This is a genomic window from Streptomyces sp. NPDC094143 (assembly GCF_040303825.1).
Taxonomy (GTDB): domain Bacteria; phylum Actinomycetota; class Actinomycetes; order Streptomycetales; family Streptomycetaceae; genus Streptomyces.
In genome coordinates this window covers 320,790-343,966 of sequence record NZ_JBEOTZ010000002.1, presented here as the reverse complement: position 1 = coordinate 343,966, position 23,177 = coordinate 320,790, and the positions used below count along the sequence as shown (strand labels likewise).

Below are 23,177 nucleotides of genomic sequence, written 5' to 3'. Positions count from 1 at the left end.
AACGACGCGACAGTCGGTGGCGCCTGCAGGGGCTACGGGGGACGGGAACATGAGCCAGGACGGCGCACAGGGCCAGTACACGGGGCGGGCGCTCGCCAATGGCCGCTATCAGCTGCGCGACCTGCTCGGCCAGGGCGGCATGGCCTCGGTGCACCTCGCGTACGACAGCGTGCTCGACCGGCAGGTCGCCATCAAGACACTGCACACGGACCTCGGGCGGGAGCAGGCCTTCCGCGAGCGGTTCCGCCGCGAGGCCCAGTCCGTGGCCAAGCTCACGCACACCAACATCGTCTCGGTCTTCGACACCGGCGAGGACACCCTCGACTCCATGACGACGCCGTACATCGTCATGGAGTACGTCGAGGGCCGCCCGCTCGGCTCGGTGCTCGACGAGGACGTGCGGCAGCAGGGCGCGATGCCCGCCGACAAGGCGCTCAAGATCACCGCCGACGTGCTGGCCGCGCTGGAGATCAGCCACGAGATGGGCCTCGTCCACCGGGACATCAAGCCGGGCAACGTGATGATGACCAAGCGCGGTGTGGTCAAGGTCATGGACTTCGGCATCGCCCGCGCCATGCAGTCGGGTGTGACGTCGATGACGCAGACCGGCATGGTCGTCGGCACCCCGCAGTACCTGTCGCCGGAGCAGGCCCTCGGCCGCGGCGTCGACGCCCGCTCCGACCTCTACTCGGTCGGCATCATGCTGTTCCAGCTCGTCACCGGGCGGCTGCCGTTCGACGCCGACTCGCCGCTGGCCATCGCGTACGCGCACGTCCAGGAGGAGCCGCCGGTCGCGTCCACGATCAACCGGGCGCTGCCGCCGGCCGTGGACGCGCTGATCGCCCGCGCCCTGAAGAAGAACCCGAACGAGCGCTTCCCGAGCGCGGAGGCCATGCGCGGCGAGTGCCTGCGCGTGGCGGCGTCCTTCCAGGCCGCGCCGCCGAGCATCGTGCCGGGCACGCAGGCGCAGAGCGGCGCGGGCGTCGGCTCGGCCGTGTTCCCGCCGGTCGACCAGGCGACCCCGGCGCCCTCGGGCCAGGTGCAGACGCCGTACCAGCCGGCCCCGCCGCCGAACCCGTACGGCACGCCCACCCCGTCCCCGGCCTACGGCTATCCGCAGCAGGGCGGCTACCAGACGCCGAACCCGGCCGCGTACTCCCCGCAGCCCGGGCCGTCGACCCCGCCGCCGTACAACCTGACGCCCCAGTCCGGGTCCGCGCCCGCGGGCGGCGGCCGGAGCAGCAAGCCGGTGATCATCGGCTCGGTCATCGTGTCCGTCGTCGCGGTCGGCGGCCTCGTCACGGCGCTGCTCCTCAGCGGCGGCAGCGAGGACGACAAGGGCGGCGGCAGCGGCAGCGCGAGCGCGTCGGCCTCCGCGGAGAAGAAGCCCGGCTACCGGGGTCCGGACACCACGCGCACGATCGAGACCACGGAGTGCACCGAGCCGCAGGAGTCGTACAACGACCCGGAGAAGATCGAGCTCCCGGACTTCAAGTTCAAGGACATCCAGTCGGTGAAGGCCTGCGCCCAGGCGGCCGGCTGGCAGATCGACACCAAGGACGTCGACGAGAACACCTACGGCGACGGCACGGTCATGAACCAGTTCCCGTCCAAGGGCACCGACGTCGACCCGGACGACATGCCGACGATCGAGCTCAACGTCTCGACGGGCAACCCGCCGTCCTGACGGCCCGGGCGGTACGGACATGAGGAAGGGCCCGGCGGCTTCGGCCGCCGGGCCCTCGCGTCCGTGGAGCTCTGCCGGGGTCTTACAGGTACGGGCCGCCGGACCGGCCGCCGAGCTGCTGCTCGTCGGGGCCGTCGCCGCCGACGCCGGGCGGGAGGGCGCGGCGCATCTGCTCCAGCTGGGCGCGGGCCGCCATCTGCTGGGCGAACAGCGTCGTCTGGATCCCGTGGAAGAGACCCTCCAGCCAGCCGACCAGCTGGGCCTGCGCGATGCGCAGTTCCGCGTCGCTCGGGGTCGCCTCGTCCGTGAAGGGCAGGGAGAGCCGCTCCAGTTCCTCGACCAGCTCGGGCGCCAGACCGTCCTCCAGCTCCTTCACCGAGCTGGCGTGGATCTCCTTGAGCCGGACCCGGCTGGCCTCGTCCAGGGGAGCCGCGCGCACTTCCTCCAGAAGCTGCTTGATCATGCTGCCGATCCGCATGACCTTGGCGGGCTGCTCCACCATCTCCGTCACCGGGGTCTCGCGGGAGTCGTCGTCTCCGTTGCCGCCACCGAGCGCCATGCCGTCCTGGCCGACCACCAGGATCTGCGGGTTCTCCGGCGACCTTTCGTTCCTCGGCTTCTCCATGCCGCCATTCTCTCGCACGCCTGCACCTCACCTGTGTGGTGCCCCCGGGTGAGGCTGATCCACCGTGTCCGAGGAGACGCGCCGCCCGGGTGCCGGGTTGCTCCGCCCCGGGCCGTTCCCTCTCCCGGGTGAGGGCCGGGATTCCGGCGCCCGTCGGCGATTCCGTCCGTCGGCCGAACCCGGAGTGCCGCGGGGGCGGGGTGGTGTGAGGCTGATGGCCTCGATAAAACCGAACTTGCCGTTTCTGCCCCACCGGGCACGGCGGGAGGGGGTCACTCCCGTGACTCCATGGCTACGCGCACTGCGGGCGACGGGACTTGTGGTCGTCCTGGGGGCGGGCGCGGTCGTCTCGCCGTACGGGGCCGTGCGGTCCCACGCCGAGGAGGCCGGGGCCGTCGCCGCCCCGTCCGCCCGGCCCGCCCCGTCCGGGACCGGGGAGCCCTCACGGGCCGGGAGCCGGGCGGGCGAGGGGCGGGAGCGCCCGGGGCGGCCGGAGAGCACCGAGGAGGAGCCGGACCCCGCTGAGCGCACGGCCGTGCCCGAGGCGTCCCGCGCGGCCCTTCCGCCGCCCACCGCCCCGGCGGAGCCGCCCGTACGGGAGGCCGCCGCCGCCCGCGCCGACCGCCCCGCCGGCCCGGTCCTGCGGATCCTGCCGCTGGGCAGCGGGCTGATACTGATCGGCCTCGGTCTCGCCTTGGCGTTCGTCGGACTCCGCCTGCGCCGCCCGGGCCCGTACTAGGCGCTCCGCGGGAGATCGGCAGCACGTCGCCGCCGTCACCTGACGGCCATCGTCTGCCCCCGCCAAGGGCCCGCGGCCTCGACCACGACGGGCATCGACTGCCCCCTCCGCGGGCCTACGACCGCGCCCGGGGCGGCTGGCGCCTCCGCTGAGGACCCGCGGCCGGTGGGCGACGGCAGCCTCCGGCAAGGCGGACGACCCGGGGCCGGTGGGCGGCAGCCGCCTCCGACAAAGGGCTGCGGCCTCGACCACGATGGGCCTCGACTGCCCCCGCCGCGGGCCTACGGCCTTGCCCAGGGCAGCGACCGCCTCCCGCGAAGGACGCGCGGCCTCGACCAGGATGGGCATTGACTGCCCCCGCCGCGGGCCTACGGCCTTGCCCAGGGCAGCGACCGCCTCCCGGAGGACGCGCGGCTTCGGCCACAGTGGGCATCGGCCGCGTCCGGCAAGGACCCGTGGCCGTGCCCACGATGGGCGTCAGCCGCCTCCGGCAACGGCCCGCTTCGACCACGGTGGGCGGCGGCCCTCGCCAAGGACCCGGGGCCGGTGGGCATCGGCCGCCTCCGGCAAGGCGGACGACCCGTGGCCGGTGGGCGGGAGTCGCCTCCGGTGAAGGCCCGCGGCCGTGCCCACCGTGGGCATCGGTTGGCTCCGGCAGGGCTCGGGGCGGTCGGCCCTCTGCCTTCCTTCACCCCCGGCCGCGGCGGCCTCGCTAGGCGTCCCGGGGCGCGATCAACAGCACCTTGCCCACGTGGCCGCTCTCCTCCACCACCCGGTGCGCGGCGGCCGCCTCCGGCATCGGCAGTTCGCGGTCGACGACCGGGCGCAGCCGGCCGCCGGCGAACAGCGGCCAGACGTGCTCGCGGACGGCCGCGACGATGGCCGCCTTCTCCTCCTGCGGCCGGGCCCGCAGCGACGTGGCGGTGATGGCGGCCCGCTTGGCGAGCAGGGCGCCGATGTTCAGCTCGCCCTTGACGCCGCCCTGCATGCCGATGATCGCGAGCCTGCCGTTGACGGCGAGCGCCCTGACGTTGCGCTCCAGGTACCTGGCTCCCATGTTGTCGAGGATGACGTCGGCCCCGGCACCGTCCGTGGCCTTCCTGACCTCCTCGACGAAGTCCTGCTCGCGGTAGTTGACCAGGATGTCCGCGCCCAGCTCGGCGCACCGGTCCAGCTTCTCCTTCGTGCCGGCCGTGACGGCGACCCGCGCGCCGACGGCCTTGGCCAGCTGGATGGCCATGGTGCCGATGCCGCTGGAGCCGCCGTGCACGAGCAGCGTCTCGCCCGGGCGCAGGTGGGCGACCATGAAGACGTTCGACCAGACCGTGCAGACCACCTCGGGCAGCGCCGCGGCCTGCTTCAGGTCCACGCCCTCGGGCACGGGCAGCAGTTGCCCGGCCGGGAAGACCACCTTCTCGGCGTAGCCGCCGCCGGCCAGCAGCGCGCACACCTCGTCGCCGATGTTCCAGCCGGAGACGCCCGGGCCGAGCTCGGCGACGCGCCCGGAGCACTCCAGGCCCGGGTAGGGGGAGGCGCCGGGCGGCGGGTCGTAGAAGCCCTGCCGCTGCAGGAGGTCGGCGCGGTTGACGGCCCCGGCCGTCACCTCGACCAGGACCTCGCCCTCGCCGGGCACCGGGTCGGGGACCTCGTCCCAGACCAGCGCCTCGGGCCCACCGGGTTCGGGAATCGTGATCGCATACATGAAGGGGACGCTACCCCCAGGTCCCGGGACCGAGTCCGCTCCGTCGCCGGGCCGGTGCCCGCTGGGCCATTGGTCGGGTCCTCGCGAAAACCGGTGTGCGGGACCGATGAGTTTGCGCGACGGTGAAGGTCTCCCCATGCGTAGCCCCCGTGCACCGGAAGGACCCGAAGCATGAGCACGCAGACGTCCGGCCTTGCGATCGAGACCGCAGGGCTGGTGAAGACCTTCGGCGAGACGAGGGCCGTCGACGGAGTCGACCTGGCCGTGCCCGCGGGCACGGTCTACGGCGTCCTCGGCCCGAACGGCGCCGGCAAGACCACCACCGTGAAGATGCTCGCCACGCTCCTGCGGCCGGACGGCGGTCAGGCGCACGTCTTCGGGCACGACGTGGTCCGCGAGGCCGACGAGGTGCGCGGCCGGGTGAGCCTCACCGGCCAGTACGCCTCGGTCGACGAGGACCTCACCGGCACGGAGAACCTGGTCCTGCTGGGCCGGCTGCTCGGCCACCACAAGAAGGCCGCCCGGGAGCGGGCCGCGCAGCTCCTTGAGGCCTTCGGGCTCACGGAGGCGGCGGGCAAGCAGGTCAAGCAGTACTCGGGCGGCATGCGGCGCCGGATCGACATCGCCGCGTCCATCCTCAACACCCCCGACCTGCTGTTCCTGGACGAGCCGACGACCGGCCTGGACCCGCGCAGCCGCAACCAGGTGTGGGAGATCGTGCGGGCCGTGGTCGCCCAGGGCACCACCGTGCTGCTGACCACGCAGTACCTGGACGAGGCGGACCAGCTGGCGTCCCGGATCGCCGTCATCGACCGCGGCCGGGTGATCGCCGAGGGCACCAAGGGCGAGCTGAAGTCGTCGGTCGGCGCCGGATCGGTCCATCTGCGACTGCGCGACGCCGACCAGCGACCCCTCGCGGCCGACCTGCTGCACCGAACGCTCGACGCGCGGGTGCAGCTGGAGCCCGACCCGGTGGCCCTGACCGCCCGCCTCGGCACGGCGGCCGGCGACGACTCGGCCGCCGAGCAGGCCGCCCGCGCGCTGAGCGAGCTGGCCCGGGCCGGGATCACCGTGGACAACTTCTCCCTGGGCCAGCCCAGCCTGGACGAGGTGTTCCTCGCCCTCACCGGGCACGACACGCACGACTCCCCCGACCACTCCACCGACCGGAAGGACGAGGTGGCGGCATGAGCACCGCGACGACCGCCGAGAGCAAGGAACTCGCCCCCGTCAGCACCGAGTCCCTCGCCGCGCTGCTCATCGCCAAGGAGCGGCCGCCGCGGCCCAGCGCCTGGTCGGCGTCGATGACTTTCGGCTGGCGGGCGATCCTGAAGATCAAGCACGTGCCGGAGCAGCTGTTCGACGTCACGGCGTTCCCGATCATGATGGTGCTGATGTACACGTACCTGTTCGGCGGGGCGCTGGCCGGCTCGCCGAAGGAGTACATCCAGTTCCTGCTGCCGGGCATCCTCGTGATGTCGGTCGTGATGATCACGATGTACACGGGCGTCTCGGTGAACACCGACATCGAGAAGGGCGTCTTCGACCGGTTCCGCAGCCTGCCGATCTGGCGGCCGTCGACGATGGTCGGCTACCTGCTGGGCGACGCCCTGCGGTACACGATCGCGTCGGTGGTGATGCTGACCGTCGGCATGATCCTCGGCTACCGGGCGGACGGCGGGGTCGGGGGAGTGCTCGCCGGGATCGCGCTGCTGGTGCTGTTCTCGTTCGCCTTCTCGTGGATCTGGACGATGTTCGGGCTGCTGCTGCGCACCGAGAAGTCGGTGATGGGCGTCAGCATGATGGTGATCTTCCCGCTCACCTTCCTGTCCAACGTCTTCGTCGACCCGAAGACCATGCCGGGCTGGCTGCAGGCGTTCGTCAACAACAGTCCCGTCACGCACCTGGCGTCGGCGGTGCGCGGTCTGATGGCCGGCGACTGGCCGGCTGCCGAGATCGCCTGGACGCTGGGCTGGGCCGGACTGTTCGTGCTGGTCTTCGGGCCCGTGACGATGCGGCTGTACAACCGCAAGTAGCGCTGACGCACGTGACCGGCCCCCGCGCACGAGGTGAGTGCGCGGGGGCCGGTCGGGTGTCCGCCCGGGGCTGCGGGCGCCGTCAGTCGCGGTGGAGGGGCCGGATGTCGGGCGCGACCCGCGTCTCCGGTGTCTTGCGGACGATGGTGATCAGGCGGTCGGCGAGCTCCAGCCTCCCCACCGCCGGGTCGTCGTAGCCGAGTACCCGGTGCCCGCGTATGACGCTGACGACCAGGTCGGCGACCTCGCGCGGCGTCTTGCCCACCTCCGCCTTGACGACCGGACGCTCGATGATGTCGAGCCCGCTGCCCTGGTGGATCAAATCCTCCATCACCATGCCCGCGGAGGGACTGAGCACGGAGAGGCCGAGCAGCCGGCCGGCGGCGCTCGCGCTGGTGATGACGGCGTCGGCGCCGGACTGCTTGAGCAGCGGCGCGTTCTCCTCCTCGCGCACCGCGGCCACGATCTTCGCCCCCCGGTTGAGCTGCCGGGCCGTCAGCGCCACCAGCACCGCCGTGTCGTCGCGCTGCGTGGCGATGATGATCTGGCGGGCCTTGTGCACCTCGGCCCGCTTCAGCACCTCGCTGCGGGTCGCGTCCCCGACGATGCCCGCGTAGCCCTCGGCGGTCGCCGCGTCTATCACCTTGGAACTGGGGTCGACCACGACGACCTGCTCCTTCTTCAGCCCCGTCGCACAGACGGTCCGGATCGCCGACCGGCCCTTGGTGCCGAAGCCGATGACGACGGTGTGATCGCGCAAGGTGGACCTCCAGCGGGTCAGTCGCCACTCCTCCCGGGTGCGCTCGGTGAGGGCTTCGAGGGTGGTACCGACCAGGATGATCAGGAACAGCACGCGCAGAGGCGTGATGATGAGGATGTTGGTGAGCCGGGCGCTTTCGCTGGCCGGGGTGATGTCACCGTAGCCGGTGGTGGAGAGAGTGACGGTGGCGTAGTAGAAGGCGTCGAGAAAGCTGACGCCCCCGCCCGCGTTGTCGTTGTAGCCGCTGCGGTCGGCGTAGACGATCAGCGCGGTCACGACGAGGACCAGCAGGGCGACGGAGAGCCGTTTGGCGACCTGGCGGAACGGGTGCTCCACCACTTTCCTCGGGAGTGACACCCGGTGGGTCACCAGATGCTCGTCGGCCTGGCGGGCGATCACGTCCTGGCCCGGAAGTTTCACGTGAAACACACCCCGATTCCTGCGGACGCCCAGGGCAGGTCGAGCAGTTCCGCCTCCTGCCCGGGATGTGCGCCGCCGGGCGGTACGACGGCCAGTGCGTCGGCCGCGGCGATGCCGCGCAGCATGGCCGGGCCGTTGTAGTGCAGCGGCACGGCGTGGTCGCCGCGCAGGGCGACGGGGACGAGCCGTGTGTCGTGCGGGTGCCCGTGGACCCCGTCCCGCAGCGCCAGGGTGTACGCCTCCGGGGCCGGGCGCGCGGCGAGGATCCGCAGCAGCGGCTCGGCGAGCGTCAGCAGCCCGGAGACGGCGGCGAGCGGATTGCCCGGCAGGCCGACCAGGTGCTGGGTCTGCGTGGTGCGCGCCAGCAGCATGGGGTGACCGGGGCGGACCTTGACGCCGTCGACGAGGAGTTCGGCTCCGAGCCGGCGCAGCGTGGGGTGGACATGGTCGACGGGTCCCGCCGCGGTGCCGCCGGTGGTGACGACGATGTCCGCCTCGGAGGTGCCGATCGCCTCGTGCAGGGCGTCGGCGTCGTCGCCGACCCGCCGTACGGCGGTGACCTCGGCGCCGAGCGCCCGGAGCCAGGGCGGCAGCATCGGGCCGAGGGCGTCCCGGATCAGCCCGTCGTGCGGCAGTCCTTCGGTGAGCAGTTCGTCGCCGAGGACGAGGACGTCGGCCCGGGGGCGCGGAACGGCGGTGACGGCGTCGTACCCGGCCGCCGCGGCGAGCCCGAGCACGGCCGGGGTGACGAGGGTGCCGACGGGCAGGAGCTGGTCACCGGTGCGGCATTCCTGGCCGCGCGGGCGGATGTCCTGGCCGGTCGTGACGTCCCGGGTCGCGTAGAGGCGGCCCTTGTCGTCGGTCCGGCCGTGCTCGGTGCGCAGTACGGCGCTGGTGTCCTGGGGGATGCGGGCGCCGGTGGCGATGGGAACGGCCTCACCGTCGGTGAGACGCGCGGGCCCGGCGTGCCCGGCCAGGACGCCCTCGTCCCGTACGGCCCAGGGGGCGGGACCGGCGACCGCCCAGCCGTCCATCGCCGAGGTGTCGAAGGAAGGGAGGTCGGTGAGGGCGTCGAGCGGGACGGCCAGGGTGAGGCCGAGGGCGGCGCCCAGCGGCACGGAGACGGGGGCGCGACGAGCGGCCCGGACGGCGTCGCGCGCGGCCCGTTCGGCGACGGCCCTGGCCTCCGGCCACGGGGTCGCGCGGTGCCGGCCGTCGGGGGCGGGGGTGTCCTGACGGTCGGGGGCATGAGTGCCGTCCGTCGCGCCCCGGGCGGCGGGACGGGACGCGTAGCGGCCGTTGCTGTCGCTCACGAGGGCGAGCACCTCCTCGACGTCGAGGTCCTCGGCGTCCTCACCGGTGCGGCTGCCGGGCGGCGTCATCCGGCGTCCGGCCGGGTGTCGGGGGTGGCGTCGGAGGCGACGTCGGCCCGGGTGGCGGGGGTGGCGTCGGAGGCGACGTCGGCCCGGGTGGCGGGGGTGGCGTCGGGGGCGACGTCGGCCCGGGTGGCGGCGGGGTCGGACGGCGCGGCTGAGGAGGTGCTCTCCTCGGCCCAGCGCGCCGCGAGCGCCGCGGCCTTGCGGGCGGCCTCGGCGACCGCCTCGGGGCCGCCGCCCGCCCGTGCGGCCGCGTAGCCGACGAGGAAGGTGGTCAGCGGCGCCGCGGGCCTGGCCACTGAGTGCGCGGCGTCGCGGGCGAGGTCGAGCAGGCCGCGGGTGTCGACGTCGAGGTCGATGCCCAGTTCGTCCCTGACGGCGGTGATCCATTCATCCAACACGTGCCCATGCTCCCTGATACGTGCCCTGGCGGTGGCGATGTCGTCCCAGGTGTCGCAGTCGAAGGACGCGACGGGATCGGCGATGCGGGTGAGGTGCAGCCCGGCGACCAGGCGCCGCAGCGGCAGACCGTGCGGCGAGCCGTGCCGGGCGGTGAGGAGCGCGAGCGTCTCGCGCAGGCGCGGCGCGCGGTACGCGGCCACGAGCGGCTGGTCGCGGCCGTCGGGGTCGGTCAGCAGCACGCCGTCGGCGCCGCTCGCGCGCAGCGTGTCCAGAAGCCGGCCGACGGTCGTCGCGCCGAGGAACGGCAGGTCGGCGGAGACCACCACGACGTGCTCGGCGGTGGTGTGCCGCAGTCCGGCGTCGAGCGCGGCGAGCGGGCCGCCGCCGGGCGGGTCCTCACGGGCCCAGGTCACGGGACGCGCGGTCGGCCGGGGCGCGGCGACCACGACGGTGTCGGCGGCGCCAGCGCACGCCGCGAGCACGCGGTCGAGCAGGGGCCGCCCGCCCACGCGCACACCGGGTTTGTCCGCGCCGCCGAGGCGCCGTGCGGCACCGCCGGCGAGCACGACGGCGTCGTACGCGACGGGGTCGCCCCGCCGCTCGGGGCCGGTCGCGGCCCCGGGTTCCTTGGGGGGCTGGTGTGCGCTCACCCCCCGAGTATGCGTGCCCCCGCGATCACACGGAACGCGGGGGAAGCGACGCGCTCACGAGCGGCAGCTCGCGGACGGAACAGGAATCACAGCGTCCGCAGCAGCACCGCCGGTTGTTCCACGCAGTCCGCCACGTACCGCAGGAAACCGCCCGCCACGCCGCCGTCGCACACCCGGTGGTCGAAGGTGAGCGAGAGCTGCACGACCTGGCGCACCGCGAGCTCGCCCTCGTGCACCCACGGCTTGGGGACGATGCGGCCGACGCCGAGCATGGCTGCCTCGGGGTGGTTGATGATCGGGGTGGAGCCGTCGACGCCGAAGACGCCGTAGTTGTTCAGCGTGAACGTCCCGCCGGTGAGGTCCGCCGGGGTCAGCGTCCCGGCCCGGCCCGCCTCGGTGAGCCGGGCGAACTCCGCGGTCAGCGACTCGGCGTCGCGCGCGTGCGCGTCCCGTACGACCGGGACGACCAGCCCGCGGTCGGTCTGCGCCGCGAAGCCCAGGTGCACGTGGTCGAACCGGACGATCTCCCTGACCTCCGTGTCCACCGTCGAGTTGAGCTCCGGGAAGCGGGCCAGGCCGGCGGTGCAGATCCGGGCCAGCAGGGCCAGGAGGGAGATCTTCGGGCCGCCGGCCGCGTTCATGGCCGTGCGGGCCCGCATCAGCTCCGTGGCGTCGGCGTCCACCCAGCAGGTCGCGTCCGGGATCTCCCGGCGGCTGCGCGCCAGCTTGTCGGCGACGGCACCGCGGACGCCCTTGAGGGGCGTGCGGATCTCGCCGGGGGCCGCGGTCGCGGAGGACCGGATCGCGGGGGACTGCACCGCGGAGGACCGGACAGCGGAGGGCTGGACTGCGGGGGACTGGACCGCGGAGGACCGGATCGCGGAGGATGCCGCGCCCGCCGTCTGCGGCCCGGGCACGTGCGGCTCCGCCGCCGTGGTCGCCGTGGTGCCGCGGCCCGCCGCGCGCAGCGCGTACTCCACGTCCGCCCGCAGGATCAGCCCGTCCGGGCCGGAGCCGGTCAGCTCGCGCAGGTCGAGGCCGTTCTGCCGGGCCAGCCGGCGGACCAGGGGCGAGATCACCGGGACGGGTCCGTCGTCAACGGCGACACCGCCCGCGTGCCCGTTCACCGGGCCGGTGGGACCACCGGCCGCCGCCGGTACGGCCGCGCCGGCACCGCCGCCCGGGGCGGCCTCGGCCCGCCCGCTCCCGGCGGCGCCGGGACGCGCGCCACCGGCCGCGGCCGCCGCGGAGGCGCCCGTCACCGGCCGTCCCGGCCGGACCCTGCGGCGCCGCGCGGGCGCCTCGGACGTGCCGTAACCGACGAGGACGTTGCCCGAACCGTCACCGCCGGCACGGGACGAACCGTCACCGCCGGCACGGGACAAGCCCTCGCCCCCGGCACCCGACGAGGAGCCGGCACCGGTTCCGGACGGGCTGCCCGCACCGGTTCCGGCGGAGCCCCGCGTACCGGCCTCGGCCGGCCCGTCGGCGCCGGGGTCCGCGCTGTCGCCGGACGGCGTCCGCTCCCCCACCGCCACCGTGATCAGCGGGGCTCCGACGGGCAGCTCCTGGCCCTCCTCGCCGAAGCGGGCCGTGACCACGCCGCCGTAGGGGCAGGGCACCTCGACCATCGCCTTGGCCGTCTCGACCTCGACGACCGGCTGGTCGATGGCGACCACGTCACCGACCTCGACCAGCCAGCGCACGATCTCCGCCTCGGTGAGCCCCTCTCCGAGGTCGGGCAGCTTGAACTCCAGCACCTGTGCCATCAGCTCTCGGCCTCCCACTGCAGGCGCCCCACGGCGTCCAGGATCCGGTCCACACCGGGCAGGTGGTGACGCTCCAGCATCGGCGGCGGGTACGGCACGTCGAACCCGGCCACACGCAGCACCGGCGCCTCCAGGTGGTGGAAGCAGCGCTCCGTGACCCGGGCCGCGATCTCTCCGCCCGGGCCCCCGAAGGACCCCGACTCGTGGACCACGACCGCGCGTCCCGTCCGCCGCACCGAGGCGCACACCGTCTCGTCGTCGAACGGCACCAGGGAGCGCAGGTCGACGACTTCGAGGTCCCAGCCCTCGGCCCGGGCCGCCTCGGCCGCCTCCATGCAGACGGGTACGGACGGCCCGTACGTGATGAGCGTGGCGCTCCGGCCCGAGCGCCGCACCACCGCGCGGCCGATGGGTTCAACGGGCGCGGGCTCCTCGGGGTTCCAGGAGTCCTTGGACCAGTACAGCCGCTTGGGCTCCAGGAAGACGACCGGGTCGTCGGAGGCGATGGAGGCGCGCAGCAGCCCGTAGGCGTCGGCGACCGTCGCGGGCGTGACGACATGGAGCCCCGGAGTCGCCATGTAGTACGCCTCGGAGGAGTCGCTGTGGTGCTCGACGCCGCCGATCCCGCCGCCGTAGGGGACACGGATGGTGATCGGCAGGGGCATCTTGCCGCGGGTGCGGTTGCGCATCTTGGCCACGTGCGAGAGGAGCTGCTCGAACGCCGGGTAGGCGAACGCGTCGAACTGCATCTCCACGACCGGGCGCAGGCCGTACATGGCCATGCCGACGGCGGTGCCGAGGATGCCCGCCTCGGCCAGCGGGGTGTCCGTGCAGCGGTCCTCGCCGAACTCCTTGGCGAGTCCGTCGGTGACGCGGAAGACGCCGCCCAGGGTGCCGACGTCCTCGCCCATGACATGCACGGCGGGGTCGGCGGCCATGGCGTCGCGCAGCGCGCGGGTGAGGGCCTGTGCCATGGTGGCCGGCTTGACGGCGACGGTGGTCATCGGTGCGTGCCCTCCTCCGGCTCGGCCTCGGCCTCCAGCTCGGCCCGCAGCTGCTCCCGCTGCTCCAGCAGCTGGGGCGTGGGCTCGGCGTAGACGTGGGTGAACAGGTCCATGGGGTCGAGGACCGGGTCCTGGTTCATCTGCTCGCGCAAGGAGGCGGCCATGGTCTCGGCGTCCTGGCGGGCGGCCTCGATGCCTGCCTCGTCGAGCAGGCCGCGCGCGGTCAGCTCGCGCTCCAGCAGCACGATCGGGTCGTGCTCGCGCCAGGCCTCGACCTCGGCGTCGCCCCGGTAGCGGGTCGCGTCGTCGGCGTTGGTGTGCGCGTCCATGCGGTAGGTGATCGCCTCCACCAGGACGGGACCGCCGCCCGCGCGCGCGTGGCGCACCGCGTCGGAGAGCACCTCGTGCACGGCGGCGGCGTCGTTGCCGTCTACCAGGCGGCCGGGCATGCCGTAGCCGACGGCCTTGTGGGCCAGCGACGGGGCCGCGGTCTGCTTGGCCAGCGGCACGGAGATCGCGAAGCCGTTGTTCTGCACGAGGAAGACGACCGGGGCCTGCCAGACGGCGGCGAAGTTCAGCGCCTCGTGGAAGTCGCCCTCGCTGGTGCCGCCGTCGCCGACCATGGCCAGCGCGACCACGTCGTCGCCCTTGAGGCGGGCGGCGTGCGCGAGGCCCACGGCGTGCGGCAGCTGCGTGGCCAGCGGGGTGGACAGGGGGGCGACCCGGTGCTCGTACGGGTCGTAGCCGGTGTGCCAGTCGCCGCGCAGCAGCGTGAGCGCCTGGGCCGGCTCCACACCGCGGGCGACCACGGCGAGGGTGTCGCGGTAGCTGGGGAAGAGCCAGTCCTGCTCCTGGAGCACCATCGCGGCGGCGACCTCGCAGGCCTCCTGCCCGGTGGTGGAGGGATAGACGGCGAGGCGGCCCTGCTTGGTGAGGGCGGTGGCCTGCGCGTTGTAGCGGCGGCCGCGGACCAGCTGGGCGTACAGCGTCCGCAGCAGCTCCGGGTCGGCCTTCGCGGCCGCCTCGGTGCCGAGGACGCGGTACGGCTCCGCGTCGGGCAACAGCGGCGCGGGGTCGGTACGCGGCTGCCAGGCGGGCGGCGGGGTCGGCCGGTACGCGCCCCGCTGCTCCATGACCGTCATGACGGCACCTCCTCGTGGGAGCGGATGGAGGCACGTCGGCGGTGATGCGCCTCACCTACCGATTGTTCGGTCGTCGGCACATTTTGGCTACGGGTGGCCTCAGGCTGTGGACAAACGGTTCTCCACAGCCTGAGATGGACGCAGTACGTCCATGGCGGGGAGGGTGGCGCGGGTGGCATCTGAACAAATGGCCGAGAGTCCGGACGACAGCGGCGCGCTGCCGCCCGCCAGACCGCTGGACGCCATCGACCAGGACATCCTGCGCATGCTCCAGGCGGACGGCCGCGCCTCGATACGGTCGGTCGCCGAACGGGTCCACGTCTCGCGCGCCAACGCCTACGCCCGCATCAACCGACTCGTCGAGGACGGTGTGATCCGCGGTTTCGGCGCCCGGGTCGACCACGAGCGGGCGGGGCAGGGCACGTCCGCGTACATCACGCTGAAGATCGTGCAGAACTCCTGGCGCACGGTGCGCGAGCAGCTCAGACAGCTGCCGGGCGCCTCCCACATCGCCCTGGTGGGCGGGGACTTCGACGTCCTGCTGCTGGTGCACGTGTCCGACAACCGGTCGCTGCGCGAGCTGGTCCTGACCCGGCTCCAGGCGATCCCGGAGGTGCTCAGCACGCGCACGCTGCTGGTGTTCGAGGAGGAGGACCTGGAGCCCCAGGGCTGAGCCCGGCCGCTCCGGAGGAACCCGGCCGCTCCGCGGGGCTCAGCCGCTCCTGCGGAGGCCTCCGAAGGCCAGCTGCACCACCGCGTCGGCCACCTCGCGCTCGTTCATCCCGCGCCCGTCCGGCCGGTACCACTCGACGATCGAGTTGATCATCCCGAAGACCAGCCGGGTCACCAGCCGGACCTCCACGTCGCCGCGCACGTCCCCGTCGACCGCCGCCGCCCTGAGCAGGTCGGCGACCCGGTGGTCGAAGTCGCGGCGCCGTTCCAGGGCCCACCGCTCGGTGCCGGTGTTGCCGCGCACGCGCAGCAGCAGCGTCACGTAGGGCAGTTCGGCTATCAGCACCTCGACCATGCGCCGCACGACGTACTCCAGGCGCTCGGCGGCACGCCCCACGCGCGCGTGCTCCTCGTCGAGGATCCCGAAGAGGCCGTCCAGGGCCCGGCTCACGGCCCGGCGCAGCAGCTCCTCCTTGCCGGTGACGTGGTGGTAGATCGAGGACTTGGAGATGCCGGCCGCCTTCGACAGGTGCTCCATGGAGGTGCCGTCGTAACCACGCTCGTTGAACACCCGGACGGCGACGGACAGCAGCGTGTCCGGGGTGTAGGTGTCGCGCTTGGCGGTGGTCATGAGGCGTTGCCCTCCCGCTGGTCGGTGGCGTGGGCGTGGCGGTACAGCGCGAGGGACGGCGCGTAGCGCCCCGAGGGGTCGCGCAGGTGCAGGTCGTCCAGGAGCGCGTAGGCCCAGGAGCGGCCGAGCCTGCGGCTCCACTCGAAGGGACCCAGAGGGTAGTTGACGCCGAGGCGCATCGCGGTGTCGATGTCCTCCTCGGTGGCGACGCCCTTGGCGACCGCGTCGTGCGCGAGGTCGATGATCCGGGCGACCGTGCGGGCGACGATCATGCCGGGGACGTCGCCGATGACGGTGACCTTCTTGCCGAGCGCCTGGAAGAGGCCGATCGCCTCGGCGAGGGTCTGCGGGGCGGTGTCCTGGGAGGCGGCCAGGGCGATCCGGGTCGCCGTGCCGTAGTCCAGGGCCAGGTCGAAGTAGACGACGTCCCGGAACTCCACGGAGGTCTGCCCGTCGGCGAGGGCCAACTGCCCGCCGCTCGGCAGGACCAGCCGGGTGCCGTTGTCCTCGTCCTCCTCGCGGACCGGGATGCCCGCCTCGCGGATCATCGGGAGCAGGTCGGAGGCCGGCCCCAGGTCGCCCTCGGCGACGACGTAGGCGGGCGGGCGGCGGTGCTCCGCCGTGTCCGGCTCGGGACGCTCGGCGCCGTCCCGGTAGTCGTACCAGCCGTGACCGCTCTTGCGGCCCAGCCGGCCCGACTCGACCAGGCGGCGCTGGGCGAGGGACGGGGTGAAGCGCACGTCCTGGAAGAAGGACTCCCAGACCGACCGCGTGACGGACTCGTTGACGTCCTGGCCGATCAGGTCGGTCAGCTCGAACGCGCCCATCCGGAAGCCGCCCGACTCGCGCAGCACGGCGTCGATCGTGGCCGGGTCGGCGCCCTGCGCCTCGTACACGGCGAAGGCCTCGGCGTAGAAGGGCCGGGCGATGCGGTTGACGATGAAGCCGGGGGTGTCCGCGCAGGCGACCGGCGTCTTGCCCCAGGCGCGCGCGGTCTCGTACGCGCGCGTGGCGTACGTGACGTCGGTGGCGAAGCCGGAGACGACCTCGACCAGCGGCAGCAGCGGGGCGGGGTTGAAGAAGTGCAGGCCGACGAAACGTCCGGGCACGCGCAGGGCGCCGCCGATGGCGGTGACGGACAGCGAGGAGGTGTTGGTGGCGAGCAGGCAGTCGTCGTCGACGACGTCCTCCAGCTCGCGGAACAGCTCCTGCTTGACGTCCAGCCGTTCCAGGACGGCCTCGACGACCAGGGAGCAGTCGGAGAGCTCGGCGAGGGTCTCGGCGGGCAGCAGACGGGCGCGGGCGGCGTCCCGGTCGGCGGCGGTGAGCCGCTCCTTCTCGACGAGCCGGTCCAGGCGAGCGCCGATCGCGTCGGCCGCCTGCCGTGCCCGCCCCGGAAGGGCGTCGTACAGCCGTACCGGATGGCCCGCGACCAGCACGACCTGGGCGATTCCCTGGCCCATGGTGCCGGTGCCGACGACGGCCACGGTGCTGCTGAGGTCCAGTGCTGTCATGTGCGCGATCCTCCCGCACGGGGTTTTCCACAGATGCGGCGGACCCCCTTGAACCGACCGATCGTTCGGTTACTCTAGCTCTGTCCGAGTGTTCCCGCCCAGGTTTCTGCCCAGGTCATGAACTCGACGAAGAGTTCTTGAGACGAGGAGTTGGTCACCCATGACCGCCGCACTCTCGGCGCACGAGCTGATCGCCCGGCACCGGTCCACCCTCGACCAGGCGCTGGAAGCGATCCGCACGCGCGCGTACTGGTCCCCGCACCCCGAGCACCCCAAGGCCTACGGGGAGAACGGCAGCCTGGACGCCGCGGCGGGCAAGGCCGCCTTCGACGCCCTGCTCGGCAGCCGCCTCGACCTCGGCCAGCCCGGGACGGACGACTGGGTGGGCGGCGAGACCTCCCCGTACGGCATCGACCTGGGCGTCACGTACCCGCACGCGGACCTCGACGAGCTGCTGCCCGCCATGAAGGCCGGGCAGCGGGCCTGGCGGGACGCGGGCGCGGAGCAGCGCGCGGTGGTCTGCCTGGAGATCCTCAAGCGCATCAGCGACCGGACGCACGAGTTCGCGCACGCGGTCATGCACACCTCCGGACAGGCGTTCATGATGGCGTTCCAGGCGGGCGGACCGCACGCGCAGGACCGCGGCCTGGAGGCGGTGGCGTACGCGTACGTGGAGCAGGTGCGCACGCCCGACAACGCCGAGTGGACCAAGCCCCAGGGCAAGCGCGACCCCCTGGCCCTGACCAAGCAGTTCACGCCGGTCCCGCGCGGCATCGCCCTGATGATCGGCTGCAACACGTTCCCGACGTGGAACGGCTACCCGGGCCTGTTCGCCTCCCTCGCCACCGGCAACGCGGTGCTGGTCAAGCCCCACCCGCGCGCGGTGCTGCCGCTCGCCCTCACCGTGCGGGTGGCCCGCGAGGTGCTCGCCGAGACCGGCTTCGACCCGAACCTGGTCGCGCTGGCCGCCGAGCGCCCGGGCGAGGGCATCGCCAAGACGCTCGCGCTGCGCCCCGAGATCCGGATCATCGACTACACGGGCTCGACGGAGTTCGGCGACTGGCTGGAGGCCAACGCCCGCCAGGCGCAGGTCTACACGGAGAAGGCCGGCGTCAACACGGTCGTCGTGCACTCCACGTCCGACTACCGGGGCATGCTCTCCAACCTCGCGTTCTCGCTGTCCCTGTACAGCGGCCAGATGTGCACGACCCCGCAGAACCTGCTGATCCCCCGCGAGGGCATCACGACGGACCAGGGCCCCAAGTCGTACGACGAGGTCGTCGCGGACCTGGCCGGGGCGGTGGACGGGCTGCTGGGCGACGACGCCCGGGCGAACGCCCTGCTGGGCGCGATCGTCAACCCGGACGTGAAGGCCCGGCTGGATGCCGCGGCGGGGCTGGGCGAGGTCGCCCTGGCGTCCCGCGAGATCACCAACCCGGACTTCCCCGGGGCGGTCGTGCGCTCGCCGGTCATCGTGAAGCTGGACGGGGCCAAGCCGGACGCCGAGGCCGCGTACATGAGCGAGTGCTTCGGGCCCGTGTCCTTCGCCGTCGCCGTCGACTCGGTCACCGACGCGGTGGAGCTGCTGGGCCGGACCATCCGCGAGAAGGGCGCGATGACGGTCGGCGCGTACACCACCGACCCCGAGGTCGAGCAGGCCGTGCAGGAGGTCTGCCTGGAGGAGGCGGCGCAGCTGTCGCTGAACCTGACCGGCGGGGTGTACGTGAACCAGACGGCCGCGTTCTCCGACTTCCACGGCTCGGGCGGCAACCCGGCGGCCAGTGCGGCGCTGTGCGACGGGGCGTTCGTCGCGAACCGCTTCCGGGTGGTCGAGGTGCGGCGGGAGGCGTAGGAGGCCCCGGACCTCAGGCTCCGCCGCAACTCCAGTGGTAGAGGGTCATGGCCACGCTGGTCGCCAGGTTGTAGCTGCTGACCTGGGGGCGCATCGGCAGGGACAGCAGGTGGTCCGCCCGCGCGCGCAGCTCGGGTGACAGGCCGGTGCGCTCGGAGCCGAACGCGCCCTCCGGGTCGAGGGCGAACAGCGGGCCGGGCGGCAGGTCGGACACCTCAAGCCGCTCCACCGCCGTCGCGTAGTGCAGACCCGCGCCGCCGCGCACGACCGTCGGGTGCCAGGGATCGACCGTGCCCGTCGTCACCACGCCGGTCGCGCCGAAGCCCGCGGCCAGGCGGATCACCGCACCCGCGTTGCCGAGGTTGCGGGGATTGTCGAGCACCACCACCGGAGCCGTGCGGGGCGTGTGGGCCAGCCGCGCCAGGTGGGACCCGCGGGAGGGCCGTACCGCCAGGGCGGCCACGGCGGTCGGATGCGGGCGCGGCACCAGTGACGCGTACGTCCCGTGCGGGACCTCCGTCAGCAGCCCGGCCAGGGTGTCCCGCACGTCCGGGGCCAGCTCGTCCGCCAGGGCGAGCGCGGCCGCCCGGTCGGCGGTGACCGCCACCGGCACCTCGGCGCCGAACCGCAGCGCGTGCTTGAGGGCGTGGAAGCCGTCGAGCAGGACGGTGGTCGCGGCGAGCCGGTGCCAGTCGGCGACGGGGTCGGTCATGCCCCGAAGCCTACGTGCGTGGCCTCGGCGCTCTCGTGGCCGCGCTGTCCTGGCACCCGCGGACGCTCGGCGCGGCGCAGGACCCGGTCCCGCGCGCGGGCCGCCCGGCCGCCCAGGCGGCGCAGGAACGATGTCGGCAGGAACACCGCGTCCACCGCGATCATCGCGAGCGAGAAGAACGGCAGGCCGAGGACGACGGCGATCGCGACGTGCTCGACGATCATGACGGCCAGCAGGACGTTCTTCACCCGCCGGTTGAACAGCGTGAACGGGAAGGCGACCTGGACGAGGACCGTCCCGTAGGTCACGAGCATCACGAGCGTGCCGCTGGCGGACAGCAGACCGGCCAGGGCGGGCCAGGGCGAGAAGGACTCCAGGTGGAGGGGGTAGTAGACGGCGGTGCCGTCCTGCCAGCGGGACCCCTGGATCTTGTACCAGCCGGCCGTCGCGTAGATCAGGCACGCCTCGGCCATGATCACGAGCAGGGCGCCGTTGTGCACGACGTTGGCGACGACGTCGAGCACGATCCGCGGCTCGCCCGAGCCGGCGCGGCGGCCGGCCAGCCACCACAGGGCCTGTGCCGCCCACACGGTCCACAACAGGGCCGGGATCAGCCAGTCGCCCTGCATCCGGCCGACCAGGGTCACCGCGAGCAGCGCGCCCCCGAGGACGCCCCACAGGGCCGGTCCCGTCCGGTCGGTGACCCGCTCGCCGCGCGCGCGTGCCGCCCGGTCCCGCGCGGAACGCCGGGCGTCCAGCGACCACACCTGGGCGCAGCGCGTGAACACCAGGTAGATCGACATCAGGTGCAGCACGTTGTCGCCGCCGTCGCCCATGAAGACGCTGCGGTTCTGCAGCGACAGCACGCCGACCATGAACAGCACCGACAGGGTGCGGGTGCGCCAGCCCAGCAGCAGCAGGGCGCTGGTGAGGATCGCCAGCGCGTAGACGATCTCGAACCAGACGCGGCCGTCGAACCACATCAGGGCGGTGAAGGCGCCGTTCGAGCCGATCAGCTGCTCGGCCAGGTCCCGGCTCCAGGGGCCTTCGGGGCCGTAGAGCTCCTGGCGGTGGGGGATCTCGCGGAGCAGGAACAGCAGCCAGGTGGCGCTGAAGCCGATGCGGACGACGGCGGTCTGGTAAGGGCCGAGGGCGGCCTCGGTGACCCGGGCGATGCCGCGCGAGACGGCCAGGGAGAAGCGGTTCACCGCACGCCTCCCAGGGCCTCGTCGCGCGGCACGTCCCACCAGGGCAGCTCACGATAGGAGGGCGTCGTGGAGACCTTCTCCCGGCTCCACTCGGGCGGGGGCACGTTGCTGGTGCGTGAGCGCATCTGCACCCGCTCCAGGACACCGCCGCCGCCCGTCGTGGCGCGCACCGCGTCGTTGCGGTCCAGGCGCAGCACCGCGATCCGGCGCAGATACGCCTCCGAGAGCGCGCCGCGCAGGCCCACCGGGCGGTTCTGGCTGTCGTGGGTCGCGACGAAGAAGTCCCAGGCGCGGCGCAGCTCGTTCTGCTGGGTGTGGCTGGGGAGCGGGTTGCCGTCGATCGCCCGGCCGTCCTCGGCGGACAGGTCGTACCAGCCGCTGGTCACCGTCATGCCGTCCGTTCCGCGCACCGAGGCCCTGACCTGCACGGATATGTTCTGCTGCAGCGGGTTGGGGGCGAAGAGCTTCCAGTTCTGCTCGAACTCCGGATAGATCCACTCGTCCACCGCCTCGCCGTGCTCCTTGGTGACGGTGTTGGCCGGTGCCACGTGCAGGAACGTCATCCCGAGGTGCCCACAGACCCCGACCGCGACGACCGCGAGGGCCAGCGCGACGACGATCCGGTACCGCAGGGACAGCACGGCGATGCCGGCACGCACCTCGCCGGGCGGCCAGGGCACCGGAGGCGGACCGTCCCCGGCGGATGGGCCGGGGTTGGCGGGCGAGCCGGGGTTGACGCGCGGGCCGGGGTTGGCGGACGGCCAGGGATCGGCAGGTGACCGAGGGTCGGCGGGCGGCCGGGGAGCGGCGGGTGACCGGGGGTCGGCGGGCGGCCGGGGACCGGCGGGTGACCGAGGGTCGGGCGGCCCGGAGACAAGCGACTGGGACTTGACCGACGGATCCTCCTCGGCCGACGGACCCGATACGGCCGACGGATCCGCTGCGGCCTGCGATCCAGGTCCCGACGAAGCCGACCCTGCCGACGAACCCGGCTCGGCCGACGAACCCGGCTGGGCCGGCACGCCCGGGCCGTTCCGGGCGGTCGAGCCCTCGTCGTACGCGTCCATTCCGCCCCGTTCCACGATCCCGGTCCGTCGTTCCGTCCGCCCGGCCGCGAGGGCGTCGCACCGCACGCGCACCGCTGCGCGATCCCGGCACCGGCACGGTACTCAGGCCACCCACCCCGGCACAGCCCCCTGTGGCGACGGCCACGGTGTGGACCGGTCGGCAGACCCCCGCAGGTTATCCACGGGGCGCCCCGGCCGACCGTCCACAGGAGTGACACCCTACGGCGCGTGGACTTCACCTTCTCCGAGGAGCAGCAGGCGGCGGCCGAGGCGGCGAAGGGCGTGTTCGCCGGGGTCGCCCCGGACGCCGTGCCCCCAGCCCGGCCCTCACCCCGGGCGCCGTCGCCGAGACGTACGACCGTGAGCTGTGGGCCCGGCTCGCCGACCGGGAGGTGATCGACGCCGCCGGGGCGTGGGAGTGGCTGCGGAACCTGCCGGCCACCGGGACGTGCGCGCCGGCGTTCGGGCTCAGGGAACGGGCGCCGCGGAGGACGGCGGACTATGCGGGCAAGCGGGAGCGCCGGCCCCGCTGCCCGCCACCGGGGACATGGCCGTCGCCAAGATCCGGGCGGGCGAGGGCGTGCGCCCGGTCGTGCGGACCCCGCGGCATCCGCACGGCGGGTTCGGCGCCGACGTCGGCTGTCCGTCGCACCGCTGCCACGCCCGGGCCAAGAACCTGGAACTGTCGCTCGGCCCGGCCGCGGCGCACGAGGAGGCCCTGGGGGACCCGCCGGCGACGCCCCCCTGGCCTGAGCGCCCCGGGCCGGATCCCGACCGCCGCGCGCACGGGCCCTGGAGGCGGACAGGCCCTAGAGGACGAACCCGGGCTGCCCGTCGTCGGTCACGACGGGACGGCCCGCCGCCTCCCACACCTGCATGCCGCCTTCGACGTTCACGGCGTCGACGCCCTGCTGGGCCAGGTACATGGTGACCTGGGCGGAACGGCCGCCCGAGCGGCAGATCACGTGCACCCGGCCGTCCTGCGGGGCGGCCTCGGTCAGCTCGCCGTACCGGCCGACGAACTCGCTGATGGGGATGTGCAGCGCCCCTTCGGCGTGACCCGCCTTCCACTCGTCGTCCTCCCGGACGTCCAGCAGGAAGTCGCCGTCCTTGAGGTCCGCGACCGCGACGGTGGGGACACCAGCTCCAAAACTCATGCGTCCGACGCTACCCGAACCAACCTCGGGACGGCCGGGACAGCCGGGACGG

20 protein-coding genes and 1 pseudogene are annotated in these 23,177 nt (G+C 73.6%); 7 read left to right on the top strand and 14 right to left on the bottom strand.

All coding sequences use genetic code 11. The features are described 5' to 3' along the window. The first annotated feature begins 49 nt into the window (after positions 1–49). A complete protein-coding gene (locus ABTZ58_RS04190; protein WP_351350179.1) occupies positions 50–1,687 on the top strand; it encodes a protein kinase domain-containing protein in 1,638 nt (545 codons plus the stop codon). 82 nt (positions 1,688–1,769) lie between these two features. Here the strand turns inward: ABTZ58_RS04190 and ABTZ58_RS04185 are convergent, their stop codons facing one another. After that, positions 1,770–2,312, bottom strand: a complete 543-nt coding sequence (locus ABTZ58_RS04185) for a bacterial proteasome activator family protein (protein WP_351350177.1) — start codon at positions 2,310–2,312, stop codon at positions 1,770–1,772. A gap of 280 nt (positions 2,313–2,592) precedes the next feature. Between ABTZ58_RS04185 and ABTZ58_RS04180 the strand changes: the two genes are divergently transcribed. Then, positions 2,593–3,051, top strand: a complete 459-nt coding sequence (locus tag ABTZ58_RS04180; protein WP_351350175.1) for a hypothetical protein — start codon at positions 2,593–2,595, stop codon at positions 3,049–3,051. Positions 3,052–3,763: 712 nt separating this feature from the next. Here ABTZ58_RS04180 and ABTZ58_RS04175 read toward each other — a convergent pair. Continuing rightward, a complete protein-coding gene (locus ABTZ58_RS04175; RefSeq protein ID WP_351350173.1) occupies positions 3,764–4,753 on the bottom strand; it encodes an NAD(P)H-quinone oxidoreductase in 990 nt (329 codons plus the stop codon). Positions 4,754–4,924: 171 nt separating this feature from the next. On the opposite strand from ABTZ58_RS04175, the gene ABTZ58_RS04170 reads away from it, so the two are divergent. Both ABTZ58_RS04170 and ABTZ58_RS04165 read left to right on the top strand, forming a co-directional pair. Further along, positions 4,925–5,944 carry an ATP-binding cassette domain-containing protein gene (locus ABTZ58_RS04170; RefSeq protein WP_351350171.1) on the top strand — a complete coding sequence of 340 codons (1,020 nt, stop codon included), beginning with the start codon at positions 4,925–4,927 and terminating at the stop codon, positions 5,942–5,944. Continuing rightward, positions 5,941–6,789, top strand: coding sequence for an ABC transporter permease (locus ABTZ58_RS04165; RefSeq protein ID WP_351350169.1), 849 nt, complete (start codon positions 5,941–5,943; stop codon positions 6,787–6,789). Before ABTZ58_RS04170 ends, ABTZ58_RS04165 begins: the two co-directional genes overlap by 4 nt. 82 nt (positions 6,790–6,871) lie before the next feature. Here ABTZ58_RS04165 and ABTZ58_RS04160 read toward each other — a convergent pair whose 3' ends face one another. The 6 genes from ABTZ58_RS04160 to pdhA form a co-directional block, all read right to left on the bottom strand. Next, on the bottom strand, positions 6,872–7,969 hold the full coding sequence (locus tag ABTZ58_RS04160; protein ID WP_351350167.1) for a potassium channel family protein: 1,098 nt from the start codon (positions 7,967–7,969) through the stop codon (positions 6,872–6,874). Then, a complete protein-coding gene (locus tag ABTZ58_RS04155) occupies positions 7,966–9,351 on the bottom strand; it encodes a molybdopterin molybdotransferase MoeA (protein WP_351350165.1) in 1,386 nt (461 codons plus the stop codon). Before ABTZ58_RS04155 ends, ABTZ58_RS04160 begins: the two co-directional genes overlap by 4 nt. Then, positions 9,348–10,397 (bottom strand): NTP transferase domain-containing protein, encoded by a 1,050-nt coding sequence (locus tag ABTZ58_RS04150; RefSeq protein WP_351350163.1) that lies wholly within the window; start codon positions 10,395–10,397, stop codon positions 9,348–9,350. The genes ABTZ58_RS04155 and ABTZ58_RS04150 overlap by 4 nt, the downstream gene beginning before the upstream one ends. An 86-nt stretch (positions 10,398–10,483) precedes the next feature. Continuing rightward, positions 10,484–12,166 (bottom strand): dihydrolipoamide acetyltransferase family protein, encoded by a 1,683-nt coding sequence (locus ABTZ58_RS04145; RefSeq protein ID WP_351350161.1) that lies wholly within the window; start codon positions 12,164–12,166, stop codon positions 10,484–10,486. After that, positions 12,166–13,170: an alpha-ketoacid dehydrogenase subunit beta gene (locus ABTZ58_RS04140; RefSeq protein ID WP_351350159.1), complete on the bottom strand. Its 1,005-nt coding sequence runs from the start codon at positions 13,168–13,170 to the stop codon at positions 12,166–12,168. Before ABTZ58_RS04140 ends, ABTZ58_RS04145 begins: the two co-directional genes overlap by 1 nt. Then, entirely contained in the window at positions 13,167–14,312 is a 1,146-nt protein-coding gene (gene pdhA / locus ABTZ58_RS04135) for a pyruvate dehydrogenase (acetyl-transferring) E1 component subunit alpha (protein ID WP_309097150.1), read from the bottom strand. Before pdhA ends, ABTZ58_RS04140 begins: the two co-directional genes overlap by 4 nt. A 187-nt stretch (positions 14,313–14,499) precedes the next feature. Between pdhA and ABTZ58_RS04130 the strand changes: the two genes are divergently transcribed. Then, positions 14,500–14,985 carry an Lrp/AsnC family transcriptional regulator gene (locus tag ABTZ58_RS04130; RefSeq protein ID WP_351350399.1) on the top strand — a complete coding sequence of 162 codons (486 nt, stop codon included), beginning with the start codon at positions 14,500–14,502 and terminating at the stop codon, positions 14,983–14,985. A gap of 39 nt (positions 14,986–15,024) precedes the next feature. Here ABTZ58_RS04130 and ABTZ58_RS04125 read toward each other — a convergent pair whose 3' ends face one another. Together ABTZ58_RS04125 and ABTZ58_RS04120 are read right to left on the bottom strand one after the other, a co-directional pair. Further along, the gene (locus ABTZ58_RS04125; protein WP_351350157.1) at positions 15,025–15,615 is read right to left on the bottom strand and encodes a TetR/AcrR family transcriptional regulator; all 591 of its coding nucleotides are present in this window, start codon (positions 15,613–15,615) and stop codon (positions 15,025–15,027) included. After that, a complete protein-coding gene (locus ABTZ58_RS04120) occupies positions 15,612–17,129 on the bottom strand; it encodes a 3-hydroxyacyl-CoA dehydrogenase (RefSeq protein WP_351350155.1) in 1,518 nt (505 codons plus the stop codon). The genes ABTZ58_RS04125 and ABTZ58_RS04120 overlap by 4 nt, the downstream gene beginning before the upstream one ends. 160 nt (positions 17,130–17,289) lie before the next feature. Here ABTZ58_RS04120 and paaN point away from each other — a divergent pair, with 160 nt between their 5' ends. After that, on the top strand, positions 17,290–18,981 hold the full coding sequence (paaN, locus tag ABTZ58_RS04115) for a phenylacetic acid degradation protein PaaN (protein WP_351350153.1): 1,692 nt from the start codon (positions 17,290–17,292) through the stop codon (positions 18,979–18,981). A gap of 13 nt (positions 18,982–18,994) precedes the next feature. Here the strand turns inward: paaN and ABTZ58_RS04110 are convergent, their stop codons facing one another. Genes ABTZ58_RS04110 through ABTZ58_RS04100 form a run of 3 tightly spaced genes read right to left on the bottom strand, consistent with a single transcriptional unit; the run spans position 18,995 to position 21,968 of the window. Beyond that, positions 18,995–19,693, bottom strand: a complete 699-nt coding sequence (locus ABTZ58_RS04110; protein WP_351350151.1) for a TrmH family RNA methyltransferase — start codon at positions 19,691–19,693, stop codon at positions 18,995–18,997. Next, a complete protein-coding gene (locus ABTZ58_RS04105; protein ID WP_351350149.1) occupies positions 19,690–20,901 on the bottom strand; it encodes an HTTM domain-containing protein in 1,212 nt (403 codons plus the stop codon). Before ABTZ58_RS04105 ends, ABTZ58_RS04110 begins: the two co-directional genes overlap by 4 nt. Then, the gene (locus ABTZ58_RS04100) at positions 20,898–21,968 is read right to left on the bottom strand and encodes a DUF5819 family protein (RefSeq protein ID WP_351350147.1); all 1,071 of its coding nucleotides are present in this window, start codon (positions 21,966–21,968) and stop codon (positions 20,898–20,900) included. Before ABTZ58_RS04100 ends, ABTZ58_RS04105 begins: the two co-directional genes overlap by 4 nt. A gap of 228 nt (positions 21,969–22,196) precedes the next feature. On the opposite strand from ABTZ58_RS04100, the pseudogene ABTZ58_RS04090 reads away from it, so the two are divergent. Then, a pseudogene (locus tag ABTZ58_RS04090) lies at positions 22,197–22,719 on the top strand (hypothetical protein); the annotation flags it as partial. 58 nt (positions 22,720–22,777) lie between these two features. Here the strand turns inward: ABTZ58_RS04090 and ABTZ58_RS04085 are convergent. Beyond that, positions 22,778–23,125, bottom strand: a complete 348-nt coding sequence (locus ABTZ58_RS04085; protein ID WP_351350144.1) for a rhodanese-like domain-containing protein — start codon at positions 23,123–23,125, stop codon at positions 22,778–22,780. Between the last annotated feature and the right edge of the window lie 52 nt (positions 23,126–23,177).